At 75.2% G+C, this 23996-nt stretch carries 29 protein-coding genes, 1 tRNA gene and 1 riboswitch; of the genes, 10 read left to right on the plus strand and 20 right to left on the minus strand.

Translation table 11 applies throughout. The features are described 5' to 3' along the window. Positions 1–17: 17 nt before the first annotated feature. The 4 genes from IU369_RS14395 to IU369_RS14410 form a co-directional block, all read right to left on the minus strand. The gene (locus IU369_RS14395; RefSeq protein ID WP_217924379.1) at positions 18–977 is read right to left on the minus strand and encodes a ribose-phosphate diphosphokinase; all 960 of its coding nucleotides are present in this window, start codon (positions 975–977) and stop codon (positions 18–20) included. Positions 978–1012: 35 nt separating this feature from the next. Beyond that, positions 1013–2413, minus strand: a complete 1401-nt coding sequence (glmU, locus tag IU369_RS14400; RefSeq protein WP_217921676.1) for a bifunctional UDP-N-acetylglucosamine diphosphorylase/glucosamine-1-phosphate N-acetyltransferase GlmU — start codon at positions 2411–2413, stop codon at positions 1013–1015. Between the two features lie 44 nt (positions 2414–2457). Then, a tRNA-Gln gene (locus IU369_RS14405) sits at positions 2458–2531 on the minus strand. Positions 2532–2591: 60 nt separating this feature from the next. Further along, positions 2592–2882, minus strand: a complete 291-nt coding sequence (locus IU369_RS14410) for a hypothetical protein (protein ID WP_217921677.1) — start codon at positions 2880–2882, stop codon at positions 2592–2594. Positions 2883–2911: 29 nt separating this feature from the next. Here IU369_RS14410 and IU369_RS14415 point away from each other — a divergent pair, with 29 nt between their 5' ends. Further along, entirely contained in the window at positions 2912–3154 is a 243-nt protein-coding gene (locus tag IU369_RS14415) for a hypothetical protein (protein WP_217921678.1), read from the plus strand. A 1-nt stretch (position 3155) separates the two neighbouring features. Here IU369_RS14415 and IU369_RS14420 read toward each other — a convergent pair whose 3' ends face one another. Then, on the minus strand, positions 3156–3950 hold the full coding sequence (locus IU369_RS14420) for a hypothetical protein (RefSeq protein WP_217921679.1): 795 nt from the start codon (positions 3948–3950) through the stop codon (positions 3156–3158). Between the two features lie 48 nt (positions 3951–3998). After that, a riboswitch (cobalamin riboswitch) is annotated at positions 3999–4133 on the plus strand. 44 nt (positions 4134–4177) lie between these two features. Here IU369_RS14420 and IU369_RS14425 point away from each other — a divergent pair. From IU369_RS14425 to IU369_RS14435, 3 genes are read left to right on the plus strand one after another with little or no spacing between them, the layout of a single operon-like run. After that, positions 4178–5326 carry a DUF4430 domain-containing protein gene (locus IU369_RS14425; RefSeq protein ID WP_217921680.1) on the plus strand — a complete coding sequence of 383 codons (1149 nt, stop codon included), beginning with the start codon at positions 4178–4180 and terminating at the stop codon, positions 5324–5326. Further along, positions 5323–6183 carry a prenyltransferase/squalene oxidase repeat-containing protein gene (locus IU369_RS14430; protein ID WP_217921681.1) on the plus strand — a complete coding sequence of 287 codons (861 nt, stop codon included), beginning with the start codon at positions 5323–5325 and terminating at the stop codon, positions 6181–6183. The genes IU369_RS14425 and IU369_RS14430 overlap by 4 nt, the downstream gene beginning before the upstream one ends. Positions 6184–6229: 46 nt before the next feature. Next, entirely contained in the window at positions 6230–6889 is a 660-nt protein-coding gene (locus tag IU369_RS14435; RefSeq protein WP_217921682.1) for a phosphate signaling complex PhoU family protein, read from the plus strand. 27 nt (positions 6890–6916) lie between these two features. On the opposite strand, the gene IU369_RS14440 is transcribed toward IU369_RS14435, so the two are convergent. The 6 genes from IU369_RS14440 to IU369_RS14465 form a co-directional block, all read right to left on the minus strand. Then, positions 6917–7093 carry a hypothetical protein gene (locus IU369_RS14440; protein ID WP_217921683.1) on the minus strand — a complete coding sequence of 59 codons (177 nt, stop codon included), beginning with the start codon at positions 7091–7093 and terminating at the stop codon, positions 6917–6919. 63 nt (positions 7094–7156) lie between these two features. Next, positions 7157–7543: a (deoxy)nucleoside triphosphate pyrophosphohydrolase gene (locus IU369_RS14445; RefSeq protein WP_217921684.1), complete on the minus strand. Its 387-nt coding sequence runs from the start codon at positions 7541–7543 to the stop codon at positions 7157–7159. Next, positions 7540–8325 (minus strand): HhH-GPD family protein, encoded by a 786-nt coding sequence (locus IU369_RS14450; protein WP_217921685.1) that lies wholly within the window; start codon positions 8323–8325, stop codon positions 7540–7542. The genes IU369_RS14445 and IU369_RS14450 overlap by 4 nt, the downstream gene beginning before the upstream one ends. Before the next feature lie 12 nt (positions 8326–8337). Further along, complete coding sequence (locus IU369_RS14455; protein WP_217921686.1) at positions 8338–9315, minus strand: ABC transporter substrate-binding protein; 978 nt, start codon at positions 9313–9315, stop codon at positions 8338–8340. Positions 9316–9325: 10 nt separating this feature from the next. After that, a complete protein-coding gene (locus IU369_RS14460) occupies positions 9326–11110 on the minus strand; it encodes an exonuclease domain-containing protein (RefSeq protein ID WP_217921687.1) in 1785 nt (594 codons plus the stop codon). A 113-nt stretch (positions 11111–11223) separates the two neighbouring features. Continuing rightward, complete coding sequence (locus tag IU369_RS14465) at positions 11224–11784, minus strand: GerMN domain-containing protein (RefSeq protein ID WP_217921688.1); 561 nt, start codon at positions 11782–11784, stop codon at positions 11224–11226. A gap of 206 nt (positions 11785–11990) precedes the next feature. Here IU369_RS14465 and IU369_RS14470 point away from each other — a divergent pair, with 206 nt between their 5' ends. From IU369_RS14470 to IU369_RS14480, 3 genes are all read left to right on the plus strand, one after another. Further along, entirely contained in the window at positions 11991–12926 is a 936-nt protein-coding gene (locus IU369_RS14470) for a hypothetical protein (RefSeq protein ID WP_217921689.1), read from the plus strand. A 97-nt stretch (positions 12927–13023) separates the two neighbouring features. Then, a complete protein-coding gene (locus tag IU369_RS14475; protein WP_217921690.1) occupies positions 13024–13446 on the plus strand; it encodes a hypothetical protein in 423 nt (140 codons plus the stop codon). An 882-nt stretch (positions 13447–14328) separates the two neighbouring features. Next, positions 14329–14682, plus strand: coding sequence for a VOC family protein (locus IU369_RS14480; RefSeq protein WP_217921691.1), 354 nt, complete (start codon positions 14329–14331; stop codon positions 14680–14682). A gap of 24 nt (positions 14683–14706) precedes the next feature. Here the strand turns inward: IU369_RS14480 and IU369_RS14485 are convergent, their stop codons facing one another. Beyond that, positions 14707–15078 (minus strand): hypothetical protein, encoded by a 372-nt coding sequence (locus tag IU369_RS14485; protein ID WP_217921692.1) that lies wholly within the window; start codon positions 15076–15078, stop codon positions 14707–14709. A gap of 76 nt (positions 15079–15154) precedes the next feature. Here IU369_RS14485 and htpX point away from each other — a divergent pair, with 76 nt between their 5' ends. Further along, on the plus strand, positions 15155–16078 hold the full coding sequence (gene htpX / locus IU369_RS14490) for a zinc metalloprotease HtpX (protein ID WP_217921693.1): 924 nt from the start codon (positions 15155–15157) through the stop codon (positions 16076–16078). Further along, positions 16079–16654, plus strand: a complete 576-nt coding sequence (gene pspAB, locus IU369_RS14495; protein WP_217921694.1) for a PspA-associated protein PspAB — start codon at positions 16079–16081, stop codon at positions 16652–16654. 30 nt (positions 16655–16684) lie between these two features. On the opposite strand, the gene pspAA is transcribed toward pspAB, so the two are convergent. Together pspAA and IU369_RS14505 are read right to left on the minus strand one after the other, a co-directional pair. Beyond that, on the minus strand, positions 16685–16963 hold the full coding sequence (gene pspAA, locus IU369_RS14500) for a PspA-associated protein PspAA (protein WP_217921695.1): 279 nt from the start codon (positions 16961–16963) through the stop codon (positions 16685–16687). Continuing rightward, positions 16960–17706, minus strand: coding sequence for a PspA/IM30 family protein (locus IU369_RS14505; RefSeq protein WP_217921696.1), 747 nt, complete (start codon positions 17704–17706; stop codon positions 16960–16962). The genes pspAA and IU369_RS14505 overlap by 4 nt, the downstream gene beginning before the upstream one ends. A 51-nt stretch (positions 17707–17757) precedes the next feature. On the opposite strand from IU369_RS14505, the gene IU369_RS14510 reads away from it, so the two are divergent. After that, complete coding sequence (locus IU369_RS14510; protein ID WP_217921697.1) at positions 17758–18972, plus strand: CaiB/BaiF CoA transferase family protein; 1215 nt, start codon at positions 17758–17760, stop codon at positions 18970–18972. On the opposite strand, the gene sigH is transcribed toward IU369_RS14510, so the two are convergent. From sigH to ispD, 6 genes are all read right to left on the minus strand, one after another. Next, a complete protein-coding gene (sigH, locus tag IU369_RS14515) occupies positions 18969–19667 on the minus strand; it encodes an RNA polymerase sporulation sigma factor SigH (protein ID WP_343233244.1) in 699 nt (232 codons plus the stop codon). The genes IU369_RS14510 and sigH overlap by 4 nt on opposite strands. 127 nt (positions 19668–19794) lie before the next feature. Further along, positions 19795–20511, minus strand: a complete 717-nt coding sequence (locus IU369_RS14520; protein WP_217921699.1) for a TrmH family RNA methyltransferase — start codon at positions 20509–20511, stop codon at positions 19795–19797. Beyond that, on the minus strand, positions 20508–21905 hold the full coding sequence (gene cysS, locus IU369_RS14525; protein ID WP_217921700.1) for a cysteine--tRNA ligase: 1398 nt from the start codon (positions 21903–21905) through the stop codon (positions 20508–20510). The genes IU369_RS14520 and cysS overlap by 4 nt, the downstream gene beginning before the upstream one ends. Continuing rightward, positions 21902–22366, minus strand: a complete 465-nt coding sequence (gene ispF, locus IU369_RS14530) for a 2-C-methyl-D-erythritol 2,4-cyclodiphosphate synthase (RefSeq protein ID WP_217921701.1) — start codon at positions 22364–22366, stop codon at positions 21902–21904. The genes cysS and ispF overlap by 4 nt, the downstream gene beginning before the upstream one ends. Continuing rightward, positions 22363–23226, minus strand: a complete 864-nt coding sequence (locus IU369_RS14535; protein WP_217921702.1) for a histidinol-phosphatase — start codon at positions 23224–23226, stop codon at positions 22363–22365. The genes ispF and IU369_RS14535 overlap by 4 nt, the downstream gene beginning before the upstream one ends. Positions 23227–23237: 11 nt before the next feature. Next, a complete protein-coding gene (gene ispD / locus IU369_RS14540) occupies positions 23238–23933 on the minus strand; it encodes a 2-C-methyl-D-erythritol 4-phosphate cytidylyltransferase (RefSeq protein WP_217921703.1) in 696 nt (231 codons plus the stop codon). Positions 23934–23996: the final 63 nt, after the last annotated feature.

The raw sequence follows: 23996 nt of genomic DNA on the forward strand, positions 1-23996 counted from the left end.
GTGCGGGGGACGTCACGTCAGAAGAGCTGGTTCTCCCCGGCGAAGATGGCGCTGACCGACTCGTCGCAGAAGACGTTGTGGACGGAGTCGGCGAGGATCCGGTCCACGGAGAGGACGCGGAAGAGGTCGGAGTCGGCGGCCTCGGGCGGCAGGGGGACGGTGTCGCTGATCACGACCTCCTCGATCACCGACTCCTCGAGCCGCTGCACGGCGCTGCCGGACAGGAGCCCGTGGGTCGCCGCGGCGAAGATCCGGGTGGCCCCCGCGTCCTTCACGACCTTGGCGCCGGCGCACAGCGTGCCGGCGGTGTCGATCATGTCGTCGATGAGGATGGCGGCGCGCCCCTCGACGTCGCCGATCAGCAGCGTGATCTCGGCCTCGTTGTGGTCGGGCCGCTGCTTGGTGAGCACGGCGAGCGTCGCGCCGAGGCGCTCGGCGAAGTGGTTCGCGAGCTTCGCGCGGCCGGCGTCGGGCGAGACGACGACGAGCTTCTCGGCGATCGCGCCCTGGTAGACCCGCTCGCGGAAGTCGTCGACGAACATCGGGAGGGCCGTCATGTGGTCGACGGGGACCCCGAAGAACCCCTGCACCTGCCCGGCGTGCAGGTCCATGGTGAGGACGCGGTCCACGCCGGCGGCCGACAGCAGGTCGGCGATCAGCTTCGCGGTGATCGGCTCGCGCGGCGCCGACTTCTTGTCCTGGCGCGAGTACCCGTACCAGGGGATGACGGCGGTGATGCGGTGGGCGGAGGCGAGCTTCGCCGCGTTGATCATGACGAGCAGCTCCATGAGGCTGTCGTTGACCGGGCGGCACGTCGACTGGACGAGGAAGACGTCGGCGCCGCGGACGCTCTCCTCGAAGCGCACGTAGATCTCGCCGTTGGCGAACGTCTTGAGGGTGACGGCGCCGAGGTCGATGCCGAGGCGCCCCGCGATCCGCTGGCCGAGGTCCTGGCTGGAGCGCCCCGCGAACACCATGAGGCGCTTCGAGTCGTCCCGGTCGATGCTGGTGCTCACCGGCTGTCCCCCCCACCTTCGCTGGCGGCCTCCCGCGCGCGGGCGGTCGCCTTTGCCGTGAACCCCTCGATCACCGACTGGCGGGCGCGGGCGATGCCGAGCGCCCCGTCGGGGACGTCGTCGGTGACGATCGAACCGGCACCGGTCATGGCGTCGTCGCCGACCGTCACGGGCGCGACGAAGACGCAGTCGGAGCCGGTCTTCACGCGCGCGCCGATCCGCGTGCGGTGCTTGCGGAAGCCGTCGTAGTTGGCGGTGATGTTGCCGGCGCCGATGTTGGTGCCCTCGCCGATGTCGGCGTCCCCGATGTAGGAGAGGTGCGGCACCTTCGCCCCCGCGCCGATGACGCTCTTCTTGATCTCGACGTAGGTGCCGGCCTTCGCGCCGGGCCGCAGGTCGGCCCCGGGGCGCAGGTACGCGAACGGGCCGACGCTGACGTCGTCGGCGAGCGTCGACGACACGAGGTGGGCGCTGACGACGGTGCAGCGGTCGCCGACGACCGTGTCGGTCATGACGACGTCGGGGCCGATGCTGCAGCCCTCCCCGATGACGGTGTCGCCGCGCAGGTGCGTGCCCGGCCACAGCACGGTGTCGGGCCCGGCGGTCGCCCCCGCCGACAGGTACACGGCCTGGGGGTCGGGCATCGTCACCCCGGCGATCATCATCTCGTCGCGCAGGCGGCGCTGCAGGGCCGCCTCGCACGCCGCCAGGTCGATGCGGTCGTTGACGCCGGTCGCGGGCTCGGGGTCGTCGATCGTCACGGCGACGACGGGTCCGTCGAGGGCCTCGAGCGCGTCGGTGAGGTAGATCTCGCCCTGGGCGTTGTGGCTGCCGAGGCCGGCGAGCGCCGTCTCCAGGCGGGCCCGGTCGAAGACGTAGAGAGCGGCGTTGAACTCGCGGATCGCCAGCTCGGCGGGTGAGGCGTCGCGGGCCTCGACGACGCGGGCGACGGTGTCGCCGGGTCCGCGCACCACGCGGCCGTAGGCGGCGGCGTCCGGCACGACGGCGGTGAGCATGGTCGCCGCGCGGTCGCCGGCGGCGCGGTGCTCCTCGACCATGCGCGCGACGAGGGCGGCGGGCAGGAGGGGGGTGTCGCCGCACGCGACGATCACGACGTCGCAGTCGGCGGCGAGGGCCCCGAGGCCGACCCGGGTCGCGTGGCCCGTGCCGAGCTGCTCCTCCTGCACGGCGACGTCGACGCCGGCCGGCAGTGCGTCGCGGACGACGTCGGCCGCGTGCCCGATCACCACGACGGTGCGGGCGGCGCCCGCGCCGGTGAGGGCGTCGAGCACCCAGCCGACCATGGGCCGGCCGGCGAGGGGGTGGACCACCTTGGGCAGGGCGGAGCGCATCCGTGTTCCCTGACCGGCGGCGAGGACGACGGCGCCGATGCTCATGCGGTTGTCGAGTCCGTCCCGGGCTGGAGAGAGGAGGTTCTGACTGGCTGGGGCGGGAGGATTCGAACCTCCGGTCGCGGGACCAAAACCCGCTGCCTTACCCCTTGGCTACGCCCCAAGGAAGAGCCCTCCATGGCGGGGCGAGTATAGACGGACCCGCCGGGGTCGCCGGAGCGCGTCACGCGCCGAGGACCACCACGTCGAGCACCACGGCGCGGTCCTCGTCGGTCGTCTCGCCGTTCTCGAGGTTGACCATCTCGATCGTCTCGGAGCGGCAGTCGACCCGCACGCGCATCCCCTCCTCGAGCACGCCGTCCTTCAGGCGCGCGGCCAGGTCGCCGCTGATCTCGAAGGTGTTCATGCGCATCGGCTCGTCGGTGTCCAGCGTCATGAGGAGGACGTCGCCCGCGTAGGGGTCGACGTCCTGCCAGATAAGGCTGATCTCACCGGTGATGGACTGCGCCGCCACGGCCGCCGAGTCTAGTGTGCGGACGCGACGTGCCTCCGCCCCCTCCCAGCTACCTCCTCGTCGGGCCCCCCGACCTGCTGCACGACATGACCCTCGACTTCCTCGACGTGGGGTGGGAGGTCGCGGTCGCCGGGTGGCGCGCCGTCGTGACGGCGGCGCCCGCCGACGCCGCGGCGCCCGCGCCGGGCTGGCCGACCGAGGTGACCCTCATGGGCGTCCGGCACGGCGGGCACGCGGCCGCCTGCGCCGAGCACCTCTCCGCCCAGGCCTAGGTCAGGTGCCGGGGGCCGCCACCGGCGGCCCGTCGCCGGGGCCGCGCGGTCCGCGCATGCGCTCCCAGGCCACCAGCACGTAGGGGGCCAGGGCGAGGGCCGCGATGTCGAAGAACACGTATCCGCTGGCGGCCCCGCTCGGCGGGTTGCCGTCGGCGATGCCGGTGCCGGGGATCTCCGCGGCCCAGGTCCACGTGCCGATCCACGTGCCGTAGATCTCGAGGGCGGCGACGACCAGGAAGACGCCGGCGTAGACCGTCGGGGCGCGGCCCCGCAGCAGGAAGACGATGAGGACGGTCGCGCCGATCGCCCCGGCGACGTCGGTGCGGCTGAGCACCGTCAGGCCGAGGACGGCCCAGACGGTGACGCCGGTGATGGCGATGCGCACCAGCAGCGCGGGCCGCAGGCGGAAGAACTGGGTCTGGCTCAGGCGCAGGCCGGTGAGGTAGACGAGCCCGTGGCCGGGTGGCACGAACAGCGGCAGGTTCCCGAGCCGGTAGCTGTAGACGCCCCAGATCACCGAGCCGATGATCTCCGCGCACGTCGCGACCACGACGACCACCGACGTCTGCGCCCGCTCCATCGGGGTGAGGTAGACGAACGCCACCGCCAGGAAGCCCCACGTGCAGAGGGCGAGCAGGAGCTGGAAGCCGAGGCCGGCGTTGCGGTCGAGGGCGAGCCCGGTGGCGGTGATCGTCAGCGTCGCCAGGCAGAAGTACCCGGGCTCGCGGTTGATCCTCTCCACCCACCCGACCCTCCGACCGTCCGCGAGGGCGAGCGATCGGGCGGTGGACACCCACTCAGCCTAGCGGGTAGGTTGGCCTCGCTTCACGGGGTCGGTGCGAGGGAAGCCGGTGGGAATCCGGCGCGGTCGCGCCACTGTGATCCGGGAGCGAGCCCGCACGACATCGCGTCAGCCACTGGGGGGACCTGGGAAGGCCGCGGGCCTCGCGTTCACACCGGACGAGCCAGGAGACCTGCTCCGGCCCCGCACCCATACCTCCGCGAATCGAGGATCACATCGTGCGCTTCACCCTGCGGGCCACCCTGGCCTCCGCCTGCGCTGCCACGCTCCTGGCGGCCCCCGTCGCCTCCGCCGTCGACACCGTCGTCCGGGTCGAGGGATCCACGACCACGCTCGTCCCGGAGAGCGCCATCCCCATCGAGGGGACCGGCACGTCGACCGTCTACGACACCAACTCCGCCCCCGTCGACGTGAGCCGCGGGTCGGCCTTCTGGCAGCTCTACCGGGCCACGTCCAGCACCGGCCTCGGGTTCGGGTTCGAGTACTTCCCCGCCTTCTCCGCCATCCTCGTGCAGAGGATCGGCCCCGACGCGAACGCCGGCGCGGTCGGCTGGCAGTACCGCGTCAACCGGGTCTCGCCGCCGGTCGGCGCGAGCGACACGACCCTCGCCGCGGGCGACCGGGTCCTCTGGTACTACGGCGCCGCCGACGGGGCCCGGGAGCTCGAGGTGACGCCGTCGGGCGACCGCATCGGCACCGGCGGGAGCTTCACGGTGTCGGTGACGAGCTACGCCGCGGACGGCTCCGCGGCGCCGGCCGCGGGCGCCCAGGTGCGGTACGGCGCGACCGCCGCGACGGCGGACGCCGCCGGGCAGGTGACGCTCGTCGCCCAGGGCACGGGCCTGCAGACGGTCCAGGCGACGCGCGCCGGCGACATCCGCAGCGCGGCGCGCCCGGTCTGCTCCTTCGGCGCCGACCCCACGGTCTGCAACCTGCCGGCGGCCCCCGCCCCGGCCACCCCCGGCGCCGGCACCTCGGCGGCGGCCGACACGGTCGCCCCGGGCAGCCGCATCACCCACCCGCGCATCGGGTCGGTCGCCCGGTCCGTCCGCGGCATCCGCGGCGTCGCCGGCCCGGACCGCTCCGACGTCGCGTCGGTGCAGGTGGCCCTCGCCCGCCGCGTCGGGACGCAGTGCCGGTTCCGCACCCGCTCCGGCGGCCTGACGGCCCCGCGGGCCTGCGCGCGTCCCGTCTACGTGACGGCCCGCAGCGTCGGCGGCAACTGGCTCCTCCCCACGGGCAGGGGGCTGGCGCCGGGGAGCTGGCGCGTCTGGAGCCGCGCGACGGACGGCGCCGGCAACCGCGAGGCACGCGGCCTGTCGCGCATCAACACCGGGGCCTTCCGGGTCGCCCCGGCCCGCCGGTGAGGCGCGCCGGACCGGTCGTCCTCGCCGTCGCCGCGGTCGCCGTGGCCGCCCCCCACGCGGGGGCGGCCACCGCCGACGACCGCGCGGCCGCGCGGGCGGCGAGCTGGCTCGCGGCGAACGCGACGGGCGCCCCCGGCGGTCAGCAGGCCGACGTGATCGTCGCCCTCCGGGCCCAGGGACGCACGCCGGCCGCGCTGCGGCCGCGCCTGCGCGCCCTCGGCCGGGTGGCGCCGTCGTACGCCCGCACCGCGGGCGGCGCCGCCAAGGTGGTGATGGCCTCCGTCGCCGCCGGCGGCGATCCCCGCCGCCTCGGCGGCGTCGACTACGTCCGCCGGGTCACGACCCGCTACGCATCGGGTCGCTACGGCGCAACGGCGTACGACCAGGCGCTGTCGATGCTGGCGCTGTCGGCGGCGTCGGTACCGGTGCCCCGCGACGCCGTCCGGGCGACCCTCGCCGCCCGCGGCGCCGGCGGGTGGGACTTCTCCCTCGCGCGGCGGAGGGACTCGGTCGACGCCACCGCGGCGGTGATCGAGGGCCTGCGGGCCGCGGGCCTGCCGGCGTCCGACCCCGGCCTGCGGGCCGCGGCCGCCTGGATGACGGCGCAGCGGGCGCCCGACGGCGGGTACGCCACCGCCGGCGGCGGACGACCCGCCGACGCCAACTCGACGGCGGGCGCGATCCGGGCGCTCCGGGCCCTCGGGCGCACCCCGCCGGCGTCGACCCGCGCCGCGCTGCGGCGGCTGCAGGCGCCCGACGGGGGGGTCCGCGCGACCCGCGCCGTCGCCGGCAGCCGCCTGATCGCGACGACCGACGCGCTCATCGCGTTCTCGGGGCGGTACCTGCCGTTGCGGTGACAGCGCGTTCACATCGTGGCCCTGCGGGCATGAGAGGATCACCACGATGTCGACGCGACTCCACTTCCAGGCAGAGATGGAGCACTTCCGCACCGGGCTCGTCGAGATGGCGAGCCTGGTGCTGTCGCAGGTCGAGCGCGGGGTGGCCGCCTGGGAGGACGTCGACGTCGCCGCCGCGGCCGACGTCATCGCCACCGACGACCAGGTCGACGCGCGGTGCGCCGAGCTCGACCAGAAGGTCTTCAGCCTGCAGCTGCTGGAGGCGCCCGTCGCGGGCGACCAGCGGCTGCTGCACGTCGGGCTGATCGCCGTGATCGCGCTCGAGCGGGTCGGCGACCTCGCCGTGGCGATCGCGGAGGCCGCGACGTCGGTGCGCCCGGAGGGCGCCGTCCCCGAGGTGCAGGCGCTGATCTCGCGGATGAGCGCCCGGTCGGTCGACACGCTCGCGCGGGCGGTGCAGGCCATCGCCCGGGGCGACGCGGAGCTCGGTGAGCAGGCGGCCGTGGAGGCCGCCGTCGTGCGTCAGATGCTCGGGGAGGTGGTCGCGAGCACCGCGGCCGCGCCCGACGAGCCGGAGACGCGGGTCTGGTCGGCCGCGGCGGTGCTCGTGGGCCGCCACCTCGAGCGGGTCGCGAACAACGGCGCCGAGCTCGGCGGCCGTGTCCGGTTCCTGGTCAGCGGAGAGGCCTTCACCCGCGCGACCTGAGCGGGGGCGCGGGCGCCCCCCTGGCGGTCAGTCGCCCTCGGGCTCGCGCGTCGCCGCCGGGGCCGGCTCCCTGGTGCCGCCGTCCTCGTCGGTCTCCGTCGCGGAACGCTCGGCGCGCTCGAGCGACTCGAGGGCCTCGAGCGCTGACTGGTCCGCCGACATCGTCCGGATGCTGTTCCGCCGCTGCCGCTTTGCCTTTGCCATCCCCACCTCCCGGGTCCGCCCGAAGTCTACCGGGCCGCACAAACGCCCCGGCCGCGGGCGACGTCAGATGCCGCCCTCGGCGAGCGCCCGCACGAGGCCGGCGTCGGCGGGCGGGAACGACAGGGCGGGGAGGTCCTCGCGGCGGACCCACCGGAACTGGACGCTGCCGTGCGGCCGGGGCCGCTGACCGCCGGCCCAGGGACAACGGAAAAAGCGCAGCTCGAGCGGGCCCGCGCGGGCGGTCCAGACGCGGGGGCCGACCTCGAGCTCGACGCCGAGCTCCTCGCGCAGCTCGCGGCGGAGCGCCTGCTCGTCCCCCTCGCCGCGCTCGCGCTTGCCGCCGGGGAACTCCCACCGGCCGGGCTGCCCGACCCCGGGTCCGCGCTGACTGACGAGGATCCGCCCGCCCCGTTCGATGACCGCGGCGACGACCACCTGCTGGCCCCTCATCGGGCGCGCACCAGCACCGGGCCGCGGGCGCCGGCGAGGCCCTCGGCCACGAGGCTCGCGGCGGCCTCGGGGTCGCGGGCCGCGTCGACCTCACCACGGTCGGCCAGCTCCCGCAGCAACGCGCCGCGGCGCTGGCGCATCGACCCCTCGTAGCGCCCCTGGGGCCGCCGGGCGGGGGTGAGGGCGACGGCCGTGCCGCCGTCCGCGGCGGGGCAGCCGTCGCGCAGGGGGCAGCCCGATCCGCAGCGGGGCGCCCGGGCGGTGCACCAGATGCGCCCGAGGTCCATGATCGCCTGGCCCGCCTCCCACCCGCGGCCGGGCGCGCCCGGCCAGCCGCCGGGGAAGCGGCGGGCGACGACCCGCGCCGCGTTGGTGTCGACCGGCAGCACGTCCTCGCCGTCGGCGAAGCAGCGGATCGCGGCGGCGGTGTAGGGCCCGACGCCGGGGAGGTCGGTGAGCCGGTCGGGCCACCCGTCCACGGCGACGACGCGGGCGGCGGCGTGGAGGTTGCGGGCCCGCCGCGGGTACCCGAGCCCCTGCCATTCGGCGAGGACGTCGCCGAGCTCCGCGCGGGCCATGTCGGCGGGGGTCGGCCAGCGGGCGGTGAACCGCGCGTAGTAGGGCAGCACCCGCGCGACGGGCGTCGCCTGCAGCTGTGCCTCGGCGACGAGCACCAGCCACCGGTCCCGCGTGCGGCGCCACGGCAGGTCCGCGCCCTCGCGCCCGAACCACTCGACGAGGCGCACGACCGCCTCCGCGTGTGCGCCACCCGGCCGGATCACGGTGTCAGTGTCTCACGGCTCCCCGGTGTCGGCCCGCGGGACCACGACGCGGTGCGGGCCGCCGGGGCCCCGCTCCCACCGGACGATGACCGGGGCGTGCGCCGTCTGGCGCCCGGCGTCGTCGACGGCGAACGGACCGATCAGCGTGTGGGTGCGCAACGCGCGGGCCGCGTCCCACAGGGCGTCGGGGGCGGTCGAGCCGGCACGGGCGACGGCCTCCTCCGCGACGAGGCCGGCGGCGAGGGCCTGCGCCGCCGGGTAGTCGCAGCCCGGCGGCAGGGCGACGGGCCCGGGCGTGCCGTCCCACTGGACGGGTCCGAGCCAGCCGACGACGGCGTCCCCGAGCGCCCTGCCCGCCTCGGCGACCCCGCAGGCGACGAGGGCCGCGGCGATCCCCGACCCGGCGAGGGCGCGGCCGAGCGCGAGGTCGTCCTCGAGCCGGCCGCCCCCGACGACCCACGCGGCCCCCGCCCCGGCGGCGGCGCGGACGGCGGCGCCCGGGTCCCCGGGGTCGAGGGCGACGTCGGCGACCGGGGCGACGCCGGCGGCGGCGAACGCCGCGGCGGCGCCCTCGGCGACCTCCGCGCCGAAGCCCCCGGGCGCGCGGACGATGGCGACGCGGGGCGCGGGGCCGAGGACCGCGGGCAGACCGCGCCAGTAGGAGCGCGCCGGCCCGAGAACGTCGACGAGGCGCGCCGCCCTCCGCGGGACGGCCGCCGCCCCGTGGTTCCAGACGACCTCGGGCCGACCGTCCATCGCCTCGGCGACGGCCCGCCCGGCGCCGCTGCCGTAGGGGCCGAACAGCAGGTCCGCCGACCCGGCGAGGCCGGCGCAGAGGCGTGCGCTCCGCGCGGGGTCGCTGCCGTCGTCCTCGATGCGCAGGCGGACGCCCCGGTCGCGGGCCCAGGCGTCGAGCCCGGCGCCCGCCTGGGAGCCGAGCGGGCCGAAGCGGCCGCTCAGCGAGAGCGCGGCCGCGGCCCGCAGGGCCATCAGCCGGCCGTCACGCCGTCATCGCCTCGTCGGCGGGTCGCGCGGTCGCCGCGATCCGGTCGACGGCGCGGCCGACGTGCTCGAGCGCCCGGGCGGTCCGCCACCCCGGCCGCAGGGTGAGCGCGTCGGCGCCGTCGCGCAGGCGCTCCTCGACGAGGGACGCCTCGTCGAGGGCGTCGGCGGCGAGGAGGGGGGCGGGTGGGCGGGCGTGGCGCCGCAGCCGGGCGAGGCCGTCGCGCACCGGCGTGGTCCACGCCGCGGCGTCGACGACGGCCCGATGGCGGATCACGCCGCCCGCGACGAAGAAGACCTCGGCGGCCCCGTCGGGGCCGGAGGGCTCCACGATGACGCCCGACCGCGTCGTCGCGCGTCGCGCGCGCGCGAGGGCGGCGAGCAGCGCGAGCACGGCGCGCGGCCCGTCGGGCCCCTCCCCCCGCTCGACGTACACGGCCCCGGACGCCACGGCCGCGCCGAGGCGGCAGCCGAGGCCCCCGAGCGCGACGGGGTCCCCCGCGAGCACGGCGCCGAGGTCGCGCACCGACATCTCCCGGAGGCCGGGGTCGGCGTCGCGCAACGGGTAGAGGACCTCGAGGCAGGCGACGGCCTCGCGGGCCATCCGCTGGGAGCGGAACGGGCCGAAGTAGCCGGCCCCGTCGTCGCGGACCGCGGCGGCGAGGTGCAGCCGGGGCTCCGGGCCCCCGACGAGGCGCAGGTACCGGCCGGCGCCGCCGGTGCCACGCCGGTTGCACGGCGGCTGCAGGTCCTTGATCAGCCGGTTCTCGCGCAGCAGAGCCGCGAACTCCGACCCGCAGGTCTCGTGGTCGATCACCTCGAGGCGCTCCAGCGCCCGGCCGATGAGCCGGCCGTGCTTGCCCCCGGGCCCGAAGTACGCCCGCACCCGCCGCCGGAGGTTCCCCGCCTTGCCGACGTAGAGGACGTCGCCGTTGCGGTCGCGCATGAGGTACACGCCGGGCGTGGAGGGCAGGTCCTCCGCGAGGGCGAGCTTGTGGGAGTGGCGCATGCCGCCGAGGCCGGCGTACGCGACGGCGCGCTCGAGGGTGACGACGCCGCGCTCGGCGAGCATCCCGATGAGCACCACTAGCACCTCGGCGGTCGCCTCCGCGTCGGGCAGGGCGCGGTGGTTGGGGCGGACGGTCGTCTGCGCCCACTCGGCGAGGGTCGCGAGGTCGTGGCGCCCCGCGCGTCCCGCGAGGAGGCGGCGGGCGAGGATGAGGGTGTCGAGCCAGGGCTGCGTGAAGTAGCGGCCCGTGAGCCGCCGCCGCTCGTAGTTGAGGAACCGCAGGTCGAACGGGGCGTTGTGGGCGACGAGGACGTCCTGGCCGGCGAACTCCACGAAGCCGGGGAGCGCCCGCGCGATGTCGGGGTGGCCGCGGACCATGCGGTCGTCGATCCCCGTCAGGTCGGTCACGACGGGCGGGATCGGCCGGCCCGGGTCGACGAGGCTGCTGAAGCGCTCCTCGATCCGCAGGGCGCGGACGCGGACCGCCCCGATCTCGGTGACCTTCGACCGCCCCGGCGACCCGCCGGTCGTCTCGAGGTCGACGACGCAGAACGTCGCCTCGGAGAGCTCGGTGTCCGACCAGTCGGGTGGTGCGAGGCCGACGAGGTCGCGCCCGAGCCACGCCAGGCGGGCGTCGCCCTCGACGATCTCGGCGACGAGCTTGCGCTGCAGGAACTCGGGGCACCGCCGCAGGCGCAGGAGCTGGGAGGCGACGTGGCCCACCTCCAGCGGCCGGCCCCTCCGCGCGAGGAGCGCGCAGAGGCGGTCGGGCATCGAGTCGCCACCCTCGGCGCCGGGTTGGGGTGCGGGGAGCGGGAGGTGGAGTTGGGTGGCGGGGAGCACCGGCGATCGACTCTAACGCCGGGGTCCGCCGTCATCCCCCGGCGCTACGGAGCCGGGAGATCCCCCGGGGAGAAGGGGACGGAGAAGTCGAACTGCGACCCCGTCGGCACGGGGGTGCCGCCCTCCACCCGCACCAGGACGCGCGGCGCGCCGGAGGCGGCGGCCGCGGTGCGCACCAGGGGTCCCACGATCGCGAGCTCGGCGGCGGCGCCCCCCGGCGGGTAGCCGGACGTGAACGCGCCGCTCAGGTCGACCGTCGCGAGGGCGCCGTCGGACGACGCGCCGAGCACGCGGGTGCCGGCCGGCAGGGCGGGCAGCAGCGCCGGGTCGGTGGGTCCCGCGGCGAGGGCATCGAGGGCGGCGCGGAGCCGGTCGTCCCCGGCGGGCACCGCCCGCCGCTCGGTGCGCAGGCGCCCGTCGGCGTCGGCGAACCAGAGGGTCACCGTCACCGTCGCCGGGGCGGTCGCGGCCGCCGTGGACGTCGCGTCCGCGGGGCCCGTCGCGGTCGTCCCCGCGTCGTCGGCGTCGCCCCCGCACCCGGCAGCGGCCGCCGCCACGAGCGCCAGGGTCGCCACCACCGTCGTCCACCGCTGCGGAACCCTCATCGAAACGCCCCTCCCGGTCGCCCTTCCCCCGAACGGGGGATCCTCACCCCGCGCCCTTTCCGCAGGTCCGGGCACCGGTGTAGTCTGCCCCCGCCGGCGGCCTCCGCCGCCGGTGGGACTCCGACATGGCGGGACGCGTACCTCCTTCGATGATGACGGGCCGTAACACCACTGGGCTCCGGTCGGCGCGATGGATGGTCCTCGCCGTGATCGCCCTGGTGGCCGCCCTCGCCCTCCCGTCCCTGGCGTTCGGCCAGGCCGCGGTGGCCGAGCCGACCGCCGCGAGCACCCCGAGCTCCACGGAGCAGACGCCCGCGCCGTCGGACGACTCCACGGAGCCGGCCCCCGCCGACGACCCGTCGCCGGTGGACCAGGCGCCCGTCGAGGAGCAGCCGGGGACGCCGGTCGATGAGTCGCCCGCGACGGACGGCGGATCGACCGAGGCCCCCGCCCCGCCGCCGAGCGAGCAGCCCGGTGACGCCGTCACCCCGCCCGCTCCCGCCGGCGAGGTCGTCCCGACGCCCGAGGTGGCCACCCCGGCCCCCCCGCCGGGTGTCGCGCCGCTCCCCGTCACCCCCGACGCGCCGCGCCTCGGCGACGCCATCCGCGTCGCCCCGGTCGTCGTCGCGCCGCTCGCGCCGCCCTCGACGCCGCCGAGCGTCCTCGCGCCGACCTCGGTCGACGCGTCGCCGCCCGACGCCCCCGTCGCGGCCCCGGCCGCCTCCGCCGCCGAGCCGCCCGCGCCCGTCGCGGTCGCTCCCCCGACGGACCCGTTCGTGACGTACCCGATGGCCCCCGCGCTCGACCCGAACGCCGCGGGCCCCGCCGGCAACGGCCTCCCGACGGTCGACGCGTCGTCGTTCGACGACTCGCCCACCGTCGAGCCCACCGCCTTCGTTACGCGGCTGGTCGCCCCCGAGGGCAGCGTGCCCTCCGGTGCGAGCCTGCTCGAGGTGCTTGCCGGCTACGTCCTCCCCGGCTCGGGCGCCCCGCCCGCGTCGAGCATCGTCTTCCTCATCCTGCTGGGCACCCTCCTGCTCGCGGCCTACGCGCCGCGTCCGCAGCTGTCCGAGCGCGTGTACCTGCTCGGCCTCCTCGGTCCCCGCAGCGGCCACGGCATGGCGGTCCGCCGGCCCGGCTAGTTCGGCCCCCGACCCGGTCGAGGTGCGTCCTCGACAGGGTCGATCCGCGTCCCGCGCCCCCCGCCCGATGCGGGGACCGCGCAGAAACTCTCGCGATATGGGGTACGAACAGATGCACCACCAGACCCAGATCCTGGTCCTCGGCTCCGACGGGGCCGGCCGCTCCGCCCTCGAGGAGACCCTCACCCGGCTCGGCTACGTCGTGCTCGGCAGCGAGGCCTCGATGGACGAGACCCCGCCCGCCTCGGGCGACATCGTGATGCTCGACCTCCGCGGCGACGACGCCGACTGGCGCCAGCTCGCCGACGGCCTGCACGCCGACGACCGGCCGATGATGATCATCTCCGAGCGCCCCCGGCGCCTGGTGCGCTCCCTCTCGGGCCGCGCCGCCTGCACGATGGTGATGACCGGCGCCGAGTCCGACGCCGGCTACCGCGTCGCGCTGTCGGTGTGCTCCGCGCTCCGCCAGAACGAGGAGGCGCGTCGCTCGCGTCGTGGGATCCGCGTCGCGGCACTGTGAGGGGCGTCGAGGTCCGGACCTCGACTGACGGACTGCTGTGCCGACGGGCTCGGTGCGCACGTCGCAGGGATGCGGCGGACGGACCAGGAGGAGCGTCCCGCTCCGAGCCCGTCGGTGGAGGAGGGACGACGCGGGGAACCCGCCCCGCGTGATCGACGGAGCGGGTCACCCGCTCCCCCCGATCGACGGAGGCGCCCCGCCGGCGTGAACACCCCGCCGGCGCGGACGAGGAGCCCGCGCGGCCCCCGTCCCCCGTGGCGCTTCGACCGCTCTGACGACGTCGCCCCGGGGTGATCGGGCGACGGTCCCCGGCGCCCCCGCGCCGTCCATGGCGCAATTGGCCGTCGCCCCGAGGTCCATTTGGACCGAGGAGCCGTCTCGGCCCGCCCGGCGGCCACTCGGCCGGGAGGTCGAGGTCCGCTTGGCCGAAGAGCCGAGGTTCACTTGGACCGGGCATCGAGGTCCACTTGGACCGAGAAGCCGACGTCCACTTGGCCAGAGCGCCGAGGTCCACTTGGACCGAGAAGCCGACGTCCACTTGGCCGGAGCGCCGAGGTCCACTTGGACCGAGGAGCCGACGTCCACTTGGCCGGCGGGTCGAGGTCCACTTGGACCGAGGAGCCGAAGTCCAGGTGGCCGAAGAGCCGAGGTCCACTTGGTCGCGGGGTCGAGGTCCACTTGGCCGGAGCATCGAGGTCCACTTGGCCGGCGGGTCGAGGTCCACTTGGCCGGAGCATCGAGGTCCACTTGGACGAGGAGCGATGGTCCAATTGGATCATCGACGGAACCGGGGAGCCGGGGGGACCGACGTAAAGGCAACGCGGGAAGGGCCGTCACGACGTCCCCGGGGATCCGTCCGCGGCGGCTGACTAGACTTGCCGCATGAGCCTCTTCTCCGGCGTCGACGTCGTCTTCTACCAGGTGTGCTCGATGGACAAGGCGGTCGCCTTCTACTCGGGCATCCTCGGCCTCGAGGTGCTCCGGCGGGAGGGCAACGACTGGACCGAGCTGCAGGCCGGCGACACCGTCATCGCCCTGTCGGGGGAGCTCGCGACGCGGCCGCACCAGGGGGGCGCGACGGTCATCCTGCGCACCGACGACGTCGAGGCCGTCGACCGGCACCTCGGGGAGAACGACGTCCAGCGCGGCCGGATCGAGGACATGGGCGGCGCCCGGATGCTCCAGTTCTTCGACCCCGACGGCAACGAGATCGTGGCGATCCAGCCCGACGCATAGCGGGCGGCGGGCGGGGGCGTCGCGTCAGCGACGGGCGGCGGCGACCTCCGCCATGAACGCATCGGGGTCCTCGACCCCGACCCCGATCCGGGCGGTCGTCCACGACAGCGGCGCGCGGACCTTCATCGGCTCCGCCAGCTCCAGCACCACCATCGACCCGGGCGCGCCGACGAAGGCGACCATCCCCTTCGTGATCCTCGCGCCGACACCGCCCCAGAACGGCCAGTCGAACGTGCCGACGCGGTCGATCCGGGCGACGGGGACGTCCGCGCGCCCGTGGAGCCCCATCCGCACCCGCACCTCCCCTCCGCCGACCTCGGCGAACGGGCGGTCCGGTGACAGCGGCAACAGGAACGGCACCGCCCACCACACGCGTCGTATCGGGTAGCTCGTCACGCACCCCGGAGGGTACGCCGTCGGAGCGGTCTATCATCGGACGGAGGGGCACGGACGACGACGGGGGACGACGACGGTGGCCACACGACGCTGGTACGGGCGCGACTCCGGCCTCACCCTGCGCATGGGCCTCACCCTCTTCGGGCTCGGGCTCGTCTACGTCTTCTTCATCGGCGCGCTCATCGCCGCCGGCGTCGGGGCCGTGGTCGTCCTCGTCATCGCCGCCGGCTTCGCGCTGGTGCAGATCCTCTTCGGCGACAAGATCGCCCTCGCCTCCATGGGCGCCCACGTCACCGAACCGCACGAGGCGCCGGAACTGCACGCCATGGTCGAGCGCCTCTGCCAGCTCGCCGACCTCCCGAAGCCCCGCGTCGCGATCGCACGGTCCGAGATCCCCAACGCGTTCGCCGCCGGGCACAGCCGCAAGACGTCCACCGTCTGCGTCACCACCGGCCTCATGGACCGCCTCGAGCCGCGAGAGCTGGAGGGCGTCATCGCCCACGAGCTCTCCCATGTCGCCAACAAGGACGTCATCGTCATGACGGTCGCGGGCTTCCTCGCGACCGTCGCTGGCCTGCTCGTCCGGTTCGGCGTCTACAGCGGGATGATGGGCGGCGGACGCGACCGCAAGGACAACAGCGCCGCCGTGTTCCTCGTCGTCATCCTCGTGTCGATCGTCGTCTACGTCGCGTCGTTCCTGCTGCTCCGCGCCCTGTCGCGGTACCGGGAGTTCGCCGCCGACCGCGGCGCCGCGATCATGACGGGGGCGCCCGCCCAGCTCGCGTCGGCGCTCGGCCGGATCAGCGGGACGATGTCGCGGATCCCCACCGAGGACCTCCGCGCCGCCGAGGGGATGAACGCGTTCTTCATCATCCCCGCCGTCGCGAAGGGCCTGTCGCTGTCGAGCATCATCTCCACCCACCCGCCGGCGGAGAAGCGGATCGCCCGCCTCATGGAGATGCAGGCGCAGCTCGACGCGAACCCCGGCGCGACGCTCTAGGTGGGCCTCTTCGACGTCCTCCGCGGGCAGCGCGCACCGAAGCGCGCCGACCTCGACAACCTCTTCGCCATCGGCGCCGCCGCCATGACCCTCGAGGCGGCGATGGACCTGCGCACCACCGGCCGCGCGGGGGTCTGCTTCAAGAACATCGAGGCGGGGGTGTTCGAGGCCCTCATCCGCGAGACGGAGGAGCTCCTCGCCGCGACGAGCTCCGACGCCGGCACCACCGTCAGCCGCCACGACGACCCCTACGGGTTCTCGTGGGTGGTCATCGACGACCCCGACCTCGAGGACCTCGTCACCACCACCCACGTCGTCAGCCGGTCACTCGAGGAGCGCGGCTTCTCGGAGCAGCTCCTCTGCGCCGTCTTCGGCTTCGACGGCCCCCCCGGCCAGGTCGACCTCGTCTACGGCTACAAGCGGGGGACCTTCTACCCCTTCGCCCCACGGGAGTCGAAGCGCCGCGACAACGCCCTCGAGCTGCGGCTGCAGTCCGCCGTCGGCTCCGAGCTGCCGTTCGAGCCGGAGCTGGAGCGCTGGTACCCCGTCTGGGACGCGCCGGTCGCCCCCACCTGAACGACGGCGGGCCGGACCGGCGCCGCGGCGCTAGTTCGGGATCAGACCCTCGGAGGAGAGCAGCTCGCGCGCGTCCGCGAGCGTCGTGCCGTGGCCGGGGACGATCGCGTCGGACGCGTGGAGGTCGTCGGCCGGCAGCGGCTCGCCGGTCGCGATGACGGTGTCCACCAGCTCCGTCAACGCCGCCGCGAACGCGGCGTCGTCACCCGCGTCGGCGGCCTCCTGGACGCGGTCGTCGATCGCGTGCACCGCGGCGAACGCCGCGTCGTCGAGCTTGTACTGGCCCTCGCCGAGGATGCGGACGATCACGACGCCTTCCCCCCGCCCTCGATCTGGTCGGGGGCCGGCGACGACCCCGCGCCGATCTCGCCGCGGAGGCGCTCCAGCTCGGCGTCCACGCCGCTCGACACCGACAGCTGGTCCAGCTCCCGGTCGATGGAGTCCCGCCCGTCGGTGACGTCGGTCAGGGCGCCGGACTCCAGCAGCTCGTCGATCGCGCCGGCGCGGGCCCGCATCGTCTCGGTCTTCGACTCGGCCCGCTCGATCGCCATGCCGACGTCGGCCATCTCCTCCGACACGCCGCTGAAGGCCTCGCCGATCTTCGTCTGCGCCTCGGCCGCGGTGTACTGGGCCTTGATGGTCTCCTTGCGGGTCCGGAACGCCTCGACCTTCGCCGTCAGCCGCTGCTCGGCGAGCACCAGCTTGTCCTGCTCGGCCTGCAGGGTCGCGCGCTGCTCGTCGATGCTCTGCAGCTGCAGCTGGACGCCCTTCTTGCGCTCCAGGGCGACGCGGGCGAGGTCCTCGCGGTTCGCCCCCAGCGCCTGGCGCGCCTGCCCGTCGAGCTTCTCGACGCTCTGCTCCAGCTTCGCCGCCTGCAGCTCCAGGCGCTTCTTGCTGGTCGCGACGTCGGCGACGCCGCGGCGCACCTTCTGCAGCAGCTCGAGCTGCTTCTCGTAGGAGTAGTCGAGCGTCTCCCGCGGGTCCTCGGCCTTGTCGAGGGCCTTGCTGGCCTTGGCCTTGACGATCGTCGTGAAGCGGCCCATCAGGCCCATCGCGTGGCTCCTCTCGTGCCGTGCGGAACCGGCCGAGGATAGCATCGGCCCGTGTCCGCCCCTCCGCTCACGGGCCTGCGGGTCCTCGACCTCTCCCACAACCTCGCCGGTCCGCTGACCACGATGCACCTCGGGGACCTCGGCGCCGAGGTCGTGAAGGTGGAGCGCCCCGAGGGGGACGAGTGGCGCGAGCACGAGCGCATCCCCGGCCAGCCGGGCCGCGGGCGGCACTACATGCAGGCGAACCGGAACAAGCGGGCCGTCTGCCTCGACCTCCGCCACGAGGGCGCCCGCGCCGCGCTGCACGACCTGATCGCCCGCGCCGACGTGCTCGTCACCAACATGCGCCCCGGCGTCCCGGAGGCGCTCGGCTTCGGGTGGGAGGAGGCCCGCGCCCTCAACCCCGGTCTCGTCTACTGCGAGATCTCGGCGTTCGGGCCGGACGGGCCGCGGGGCGGACGGCGCGGTTACGACCTGATGGCCGAGGCGCTCGCCGGGTTCATGCCGCCGAGCATGGCCCGCGAGGGCGAGGCGCCCGCCGGCTCCCCGATCCCCATCAACGACACCGCCCTCCCCCTCCTCGCCACGACCGGCATCCTCGCCGCCCTCATCGAGCGGGGGCGCACCGGCCGCGGCCAGCGCGTCGAGGCGACCATCCTCGGGTCGGCCGTCGCGTTGAACGCCCACTCCCTGGTGCGCATCGAGGGGCTCCCCGGCCACGGCGTGCCGACGTTCTCACGGGCCTTCTACCGGGCGTACCGCACCGCCGACGGCTGGATCGCCGTCGCCGCCTACGCGGAGCGGCTCGCCCGGCTGCTGTGCGACGTGCTCGGGCACCCCGGGCTCCTCGACGCGCCGCCGTGGGACGACCGCGCCGCGCGGGTCACCCGCGAGCCGGAGCTGGTGGAGCTGCTGGCCCCGGCGTTCCGGGAGCGCACCACCGCCGAGTGGGACGACGTCCTCGCCGCGGCCGGCGTGCCCGCCGCGCCGGTGCGCGAACGCGACGACCTCTTCGACGACCCCCACGCCCGCGCGACGGGCCTCGTCGAGACCGTCGAGGACGACGAGGTCGGCTCCGTGACCATGACCTCCCCCGTCGTGCGCCTCTCGGAGACGCCGGGGGCGATCCGCTTCACCGGACGGCACCTCGGGGCGGACACCCGTGAGGTGCTGCGGGAGCTGGGGCGGTCCGACGCGCAGATCGACGCGCTCGTCGCGGACGGCGCGGCGGTGTGCCGGCCGGCCGCGACGGGGCGGGACGCCTAGCGCAGGTCGAGGACCTCGCGGCTGCGCAGGTGCGTCTGCACCTTGCGCTTCACGCGCTGCAGCGCGTTGTCGACCGTCTTCGGGGTGCAGTCGAGGCGGCCGGCGATCTCCTCGTAGGAGCGGCCCTCGAGGTACATCGTGAGGACGCCGCTCTCGAGGCCGGACAGCGACTCGCCGAGGCAGCCGACGAGGCTGCGCAGCTCCTCGGAGGAGATGACCTGGGAGATCGGGTCGCCGACAGGATCGTCCGGGAGGACCTCGGCGAGGGACATCTCCTGGTCGCCGCTCGCGCCGGCGCGCGTGTGGCTGAACGAGACGTAGGTGTTGAGCGGCGAGTGCTTGTTGCGCGCGGCCGTCTTGATCGCGGTGATGATCTGACGGGTGACGCACAGCTCCGCGAACGAACGGAACGACGCCTCGCGGTCCGTGCGGTAGTCGCGCACGGCCTTGAAGAACCCGATCAGGCCCTCCTGCACGAGGTCCTCGTTCTCGCCCCCGGCCAGGAAGTAGGCGCTGGCCTTCATGCGGACGAAGCCGCGGTACTTCTCGATCAGCCGGTCCATCGCGGCCGCATCACCCGCCCGCGCCCGTGTGATGAGGGCGCGATCCTGAATCTCGATCCAAGGCTGAGGCTTGTGCCCGTCGGGCCGGTCGGCGCGCCCCCGTGATGAGGCTTGAGCTCTTGAGAACGCGATGGTCATGGGCTTTCTCCCTGGTTCAGCCCTCGACCTTCAAGCTGAACTCAAGCGTTTGGATGTGACGAGTTGCGCATTGTTATCGTCCGCACAAAGGCGAGTCAATGCGACATTGCCGCAAATAGCGTCATTTCGGCATGTGCAACGTTGCATACAGCAGGATGGCCGAGGCGACCGAGATGTTGAGCGACGCGACGCGTCCCGCCATCGGGATGGTCGCGAGGTGGTCGCACTCCTCGCGCACCCGGGGACGCAGACCCTCGCCCTCGGCGCCCATCACGAGCAGCACGTCCCGGGGCCACGCGATCGTCCGGTAGTCGCGGCCGCCCTCGGGGTCGGCGCCGATCGCGACCCGTTCGCCGCCGCGCGCGTCGTGCAGGAACCCGACCATGCTCCCCACCCGGGCGATCGCCAGGTGCTCGACCGCGCCCGCCGACGCCTTCGCCACCGTCGGCGTCACGCCGGGGCTGCCGCGGCGGGGGATGACGATGCCCGCCGCCCCCACCCCCTCGGCGACCCGCGCGATCGCCCCGAGGTTGCGGGGGTCCTGCGCGCCGTCGAGGCAGACGACCGGGCCGTCGCCCTCCAGCACGTCGAGCGGGTCGGCGTACGGGTAGGGGTCGGTCGTCGCGACGACGCCCTGGTGGTCCGACGACCCGGCGAGGCGCCCGAGCTCGTCGCGGGTGCGGGTGACCACCGGCACGCCGGCGAGCCACGGCTCGTCCGCGAGCGTCGCGAGGACGGCGACCTCGTGCAGCGGGCGCCGGCCCGCGGCGATCAGCTCGCGGACCGGGTTGCGGCCGTAGACCCTCTCGGGGCCGTCGTCGCGGCCCCGGGCGCTCATGCCGGCTCGACCCGGGGGCCGTCGGCGGTGTCGGTGATCTCGAAGCCGAGCGCGCGGACGCGGTCGCGCAGGGCGTCCGCGCGGGCGAAGTCGCGCGCCGTCCGGGCCTCCTGGCGCTCGTGGGCGAGGGCCATGACCTCGTCGGGCACGGCGTCGGCCGGGCCGGGGTCGATGCCGGCGATCCCGAGGACGTCGAGCAGCTCGATGAGCTCGCGGCGCGCCTCGCGGAGCTGGGCGGCGCCGGCGGTGCCCGCCGCGACCGCCCGGTTCGTCCCGCGGACCATCTCGAACAGGGCCGCGAAGGCCTCGGGGGTGGAGAAGTCGTCCTCCAACGCCCGGAAGAACTGGTCGCGCCCCTCGACGATGGTGCGCGACAGGTCGGCGTCGTGGCTGTCCTCGGAGCCGCCCGCGATGGCGCGGTCCAGCGTGCGCAGCGCGTTCGCGAGGCGGGCGAGCGCACCCTCGGCCTCGGCCATCCGCTCCTCCGAGAAGGGCAGGCGCGAGCGGTAGTGGCTCGTGAGGAAGTACGCGATGACGACCTCGGCCGGCCAGCGGTCGAGCACGTCGGAGAGCGGGGCGATGTTGCCGAGGCTCTTGCTCATCTTCTCGTCGCCGAGCTCGAGCATCTCGTTGTGCATCCAGATCTGCGCCATCGGCCCGTCGTGGGCGCCCTCGGACTGGGCGATCTCGTTCTCGTGGTGCGGGAAGACGAGGTCGATCCCGCCGCCGTGGACCTCGAAGCCGTGTCCGAGCGCCTCCTCGGCCATCGCGGAGCACTCGATGTGCCAGCCGGGCCGCCCCGGGCCCCACGGCGAGTCCCACCAGGTGTCCTCGTCGGGCTTGCGGCCCTTCCAGAGGGCGAAGTCGAGGGGCGACTCCTTGCCGGCGCCCGGCTCGGTGGAGATGACGTCGTCGAGGTTGCGGCCCGACAGGCGCCCGTAGCCGGGGAAGCGGGCGACGCGGTAGTAGACGTCGCCCTCGGCGGCGTACGCCAGCCCGCGGTCCACGAGGGTGGCGATCATGTCGATGATGGCGGGCACCGACTCGGTGACGCGCGGCTCGGCGTCGGGGCGCCCCAGCCCGAGGCGGTCGGTGTCGGCGATGTAGGCGTCGGAGTAGCGCGCGGCGAGCTCGCTGCTCGGCACGCCCTCGGCCCGCGCCGCGTCGTAGATCTTGTCGTTGACGTCCGTCAGGTTCGACACGAGCTTCACCCTCACGCCGCTGCGGGCGAGGAAGCGCTTCAGCACCGAGAAGACGACGAAGGGCCGGGCGTTGCCGATGTGGATGCGACCGTAGACCGTCGGCCCGCAGACGTAGATGCGGACGGTCCCGTCGGGGCCGGGCACGAGCTCCTCGCGCCGCTTGGTGAGCGTCGAGTGCAGGCGGACCGTCATCGCTGCTCCAGCAGGGCGACGGCGGTGCAGGCGACGCCCTCTCCCCGTCCGAGCGCCCCGAGGCCGTCGGTGGTCGTGGCGTGCACCGTGACCGGCGCCCCGGCGATCGCGCTCATGGCCCGCTCCATCTCCTCGCGGTACGGGGCCAGCCGCGGGCGCTCGCAGACCGCGACGGCGTGGGCGTTCACGACGGTGAAGCCGGCGGCGGCGACGCGGTCCAGCACGACGCGCAGCAGGCTCTCGCCGGAGGCGCCCTCCCACTCGGGCGCGCCGGGCGGGAAGACGGCGCCGATGTCCGGCTGGCCGGAGGCCGCGAGCAGCGCGTCGCAGACGGCGTGGGCGATCGCGTCGCCGTCGGAGTGGCCGACGAGCCCCTCGTCGTGGGCGACGTGGACCGTCCCCAGCATCAGGGGGCGGCCCGGCCCGAAGCGGTGGGCGTCCACGCCCGTGCCGACCCTCATGCCCACCGCAGCTCCACCTGCGAGGGCTCGCGGCCGGCGAAGCGGGTGATCGTCTCGTAGCCGGCGCCGCGCAGGGCCGCCACCGCCGTCGGGTAGTCGCGGGCGACGTCCTCCGGCGAGTGGGCGTCGCTCGACAGGGTGACCGGGACGCCGGCGCGCCGGAACCGCGCGAGGAGCGACGGCTCGGGGTAGAGCTCGCCCACCGGCTTGCGCAGGCCCGCCGACGAGCACTCCACGGCGACGCCGGTCTCGGCGATGGCGGCGACGGCGTCGTCGAGCAGGTTGTCCATGTCGGGGGGGATCCGCCGCCCGAACACCTTCGGCAGGTCGGGATGGGACATCACGTCGTAGAGCCCCGAACGCGCCGCGGCGACGAGCTCCTCGAGGTACCGCGACCAGAGCTCCGCCACGGGGAGGCGGCGGTCGCGGTCGGGGTCGGTGGGGTCGTCGATGGCGTGTCCGTCGAGGAAGTGGACCGACCCGAGCACGACGTCGAAGGGGCGTCCGTCGAGGAACGCGCCGATCTCGTCGCGGCGGTCGGCGAGCCAGTCCATCTCGATGCCGACGAGCACGGGGAGACCCGACGCGCGGGCGGCCGTGACCGCGTCGACGTAGGCGTCGACGTCCTCGGTCGACTCCTGCCGCCAGAAGTCGTTCGCGAGCCAGTCACGCGCCGCGGCGAAGCGGTAGACGTGCTCGGTGACGGCGATCTCCCCCACGCCCCGCGACCGGGCCCGCGCGACGTAGCGCCCGATCCAGCCGGCGGAGAGGTGGCCGCCGTCGGCGTCCCACCGCGGGGCGGCCGCTGCGCGGGGGCCGACGCCGTCCGGCTGCAGGTGCATGTGGTAGTCCGTGAGCACGGTCGGTGATCCTACTCGCGGGCACGGGCGGCCAGGACGGCCTCCGCCAGGGCGCGATCCGCGGGGGTCGTGACCTTCAGGTTCGGGCCGCCGCTCTCGACGAGCCGCACCCTGCCGCCCGCCGCCTCGACCATCGACGCGCAGTCGGTGGCGGCACCCAGCGCGCCCTCCGCCGCGGCCCGGTCGACGGCGCCGCGGAGCACGTTTGCGGCGAACGCCTGGGGCGTCTGCGCGCCCCACAGGCCCTGCCGCGGGAGGGTGGCGTCGATGACCCCGCCCTCCCCGGCACGCTTCAGCGTGTCGACCACGGGGGCCGCGGCGATCGCCCCGTCGGCGCCGTCCGCGGCGTCGAGCACCGCGCCCACCAGCTCCGGGGACAGGAGGGGGCGGGCGGCGTCGTGCACCAGCACCGTGCCCGCCGCGGCGGGCGCCGCCGCCAGGCCGAGGCGCACCGAGTCGGCCCGGCTGTCACCACCCGGGACCACGGTCAGCGGCACCGCCGTCGAGACGGCCGCCCCCACCTCGTCCTCCCGGCCGGGCGGGGCCACGACGACGAGCGCGTCGATGCGACCGCTGCGCTCGAGGGCGGCGACGCTCCAGGCGAGCATCGGGCGGCCGGCGAGCGGCATGAGCGCCTTCGGCACCCCCGCCCCCATGCGCACGCCGGCGCCTGCGGCGACGAGGATGGCGACCGTCGGACTGGGCAATCCCTCTCCCCCGTGGAGATTCCGTCATGGAGGCGCGAGCCGGAGCCGAGATGATGTCAGGAC

Origin of the sequence: Miltoncostaea oceani (genome assembly GCF_018141545.1) — a bacterium.
GTDB lineage: Bacteria > Actinomycetota > Thermoleophilia > Miltoncostaeales > Miltoncostaeaceae > Miltoncostaea > Miltoncostaea oceani.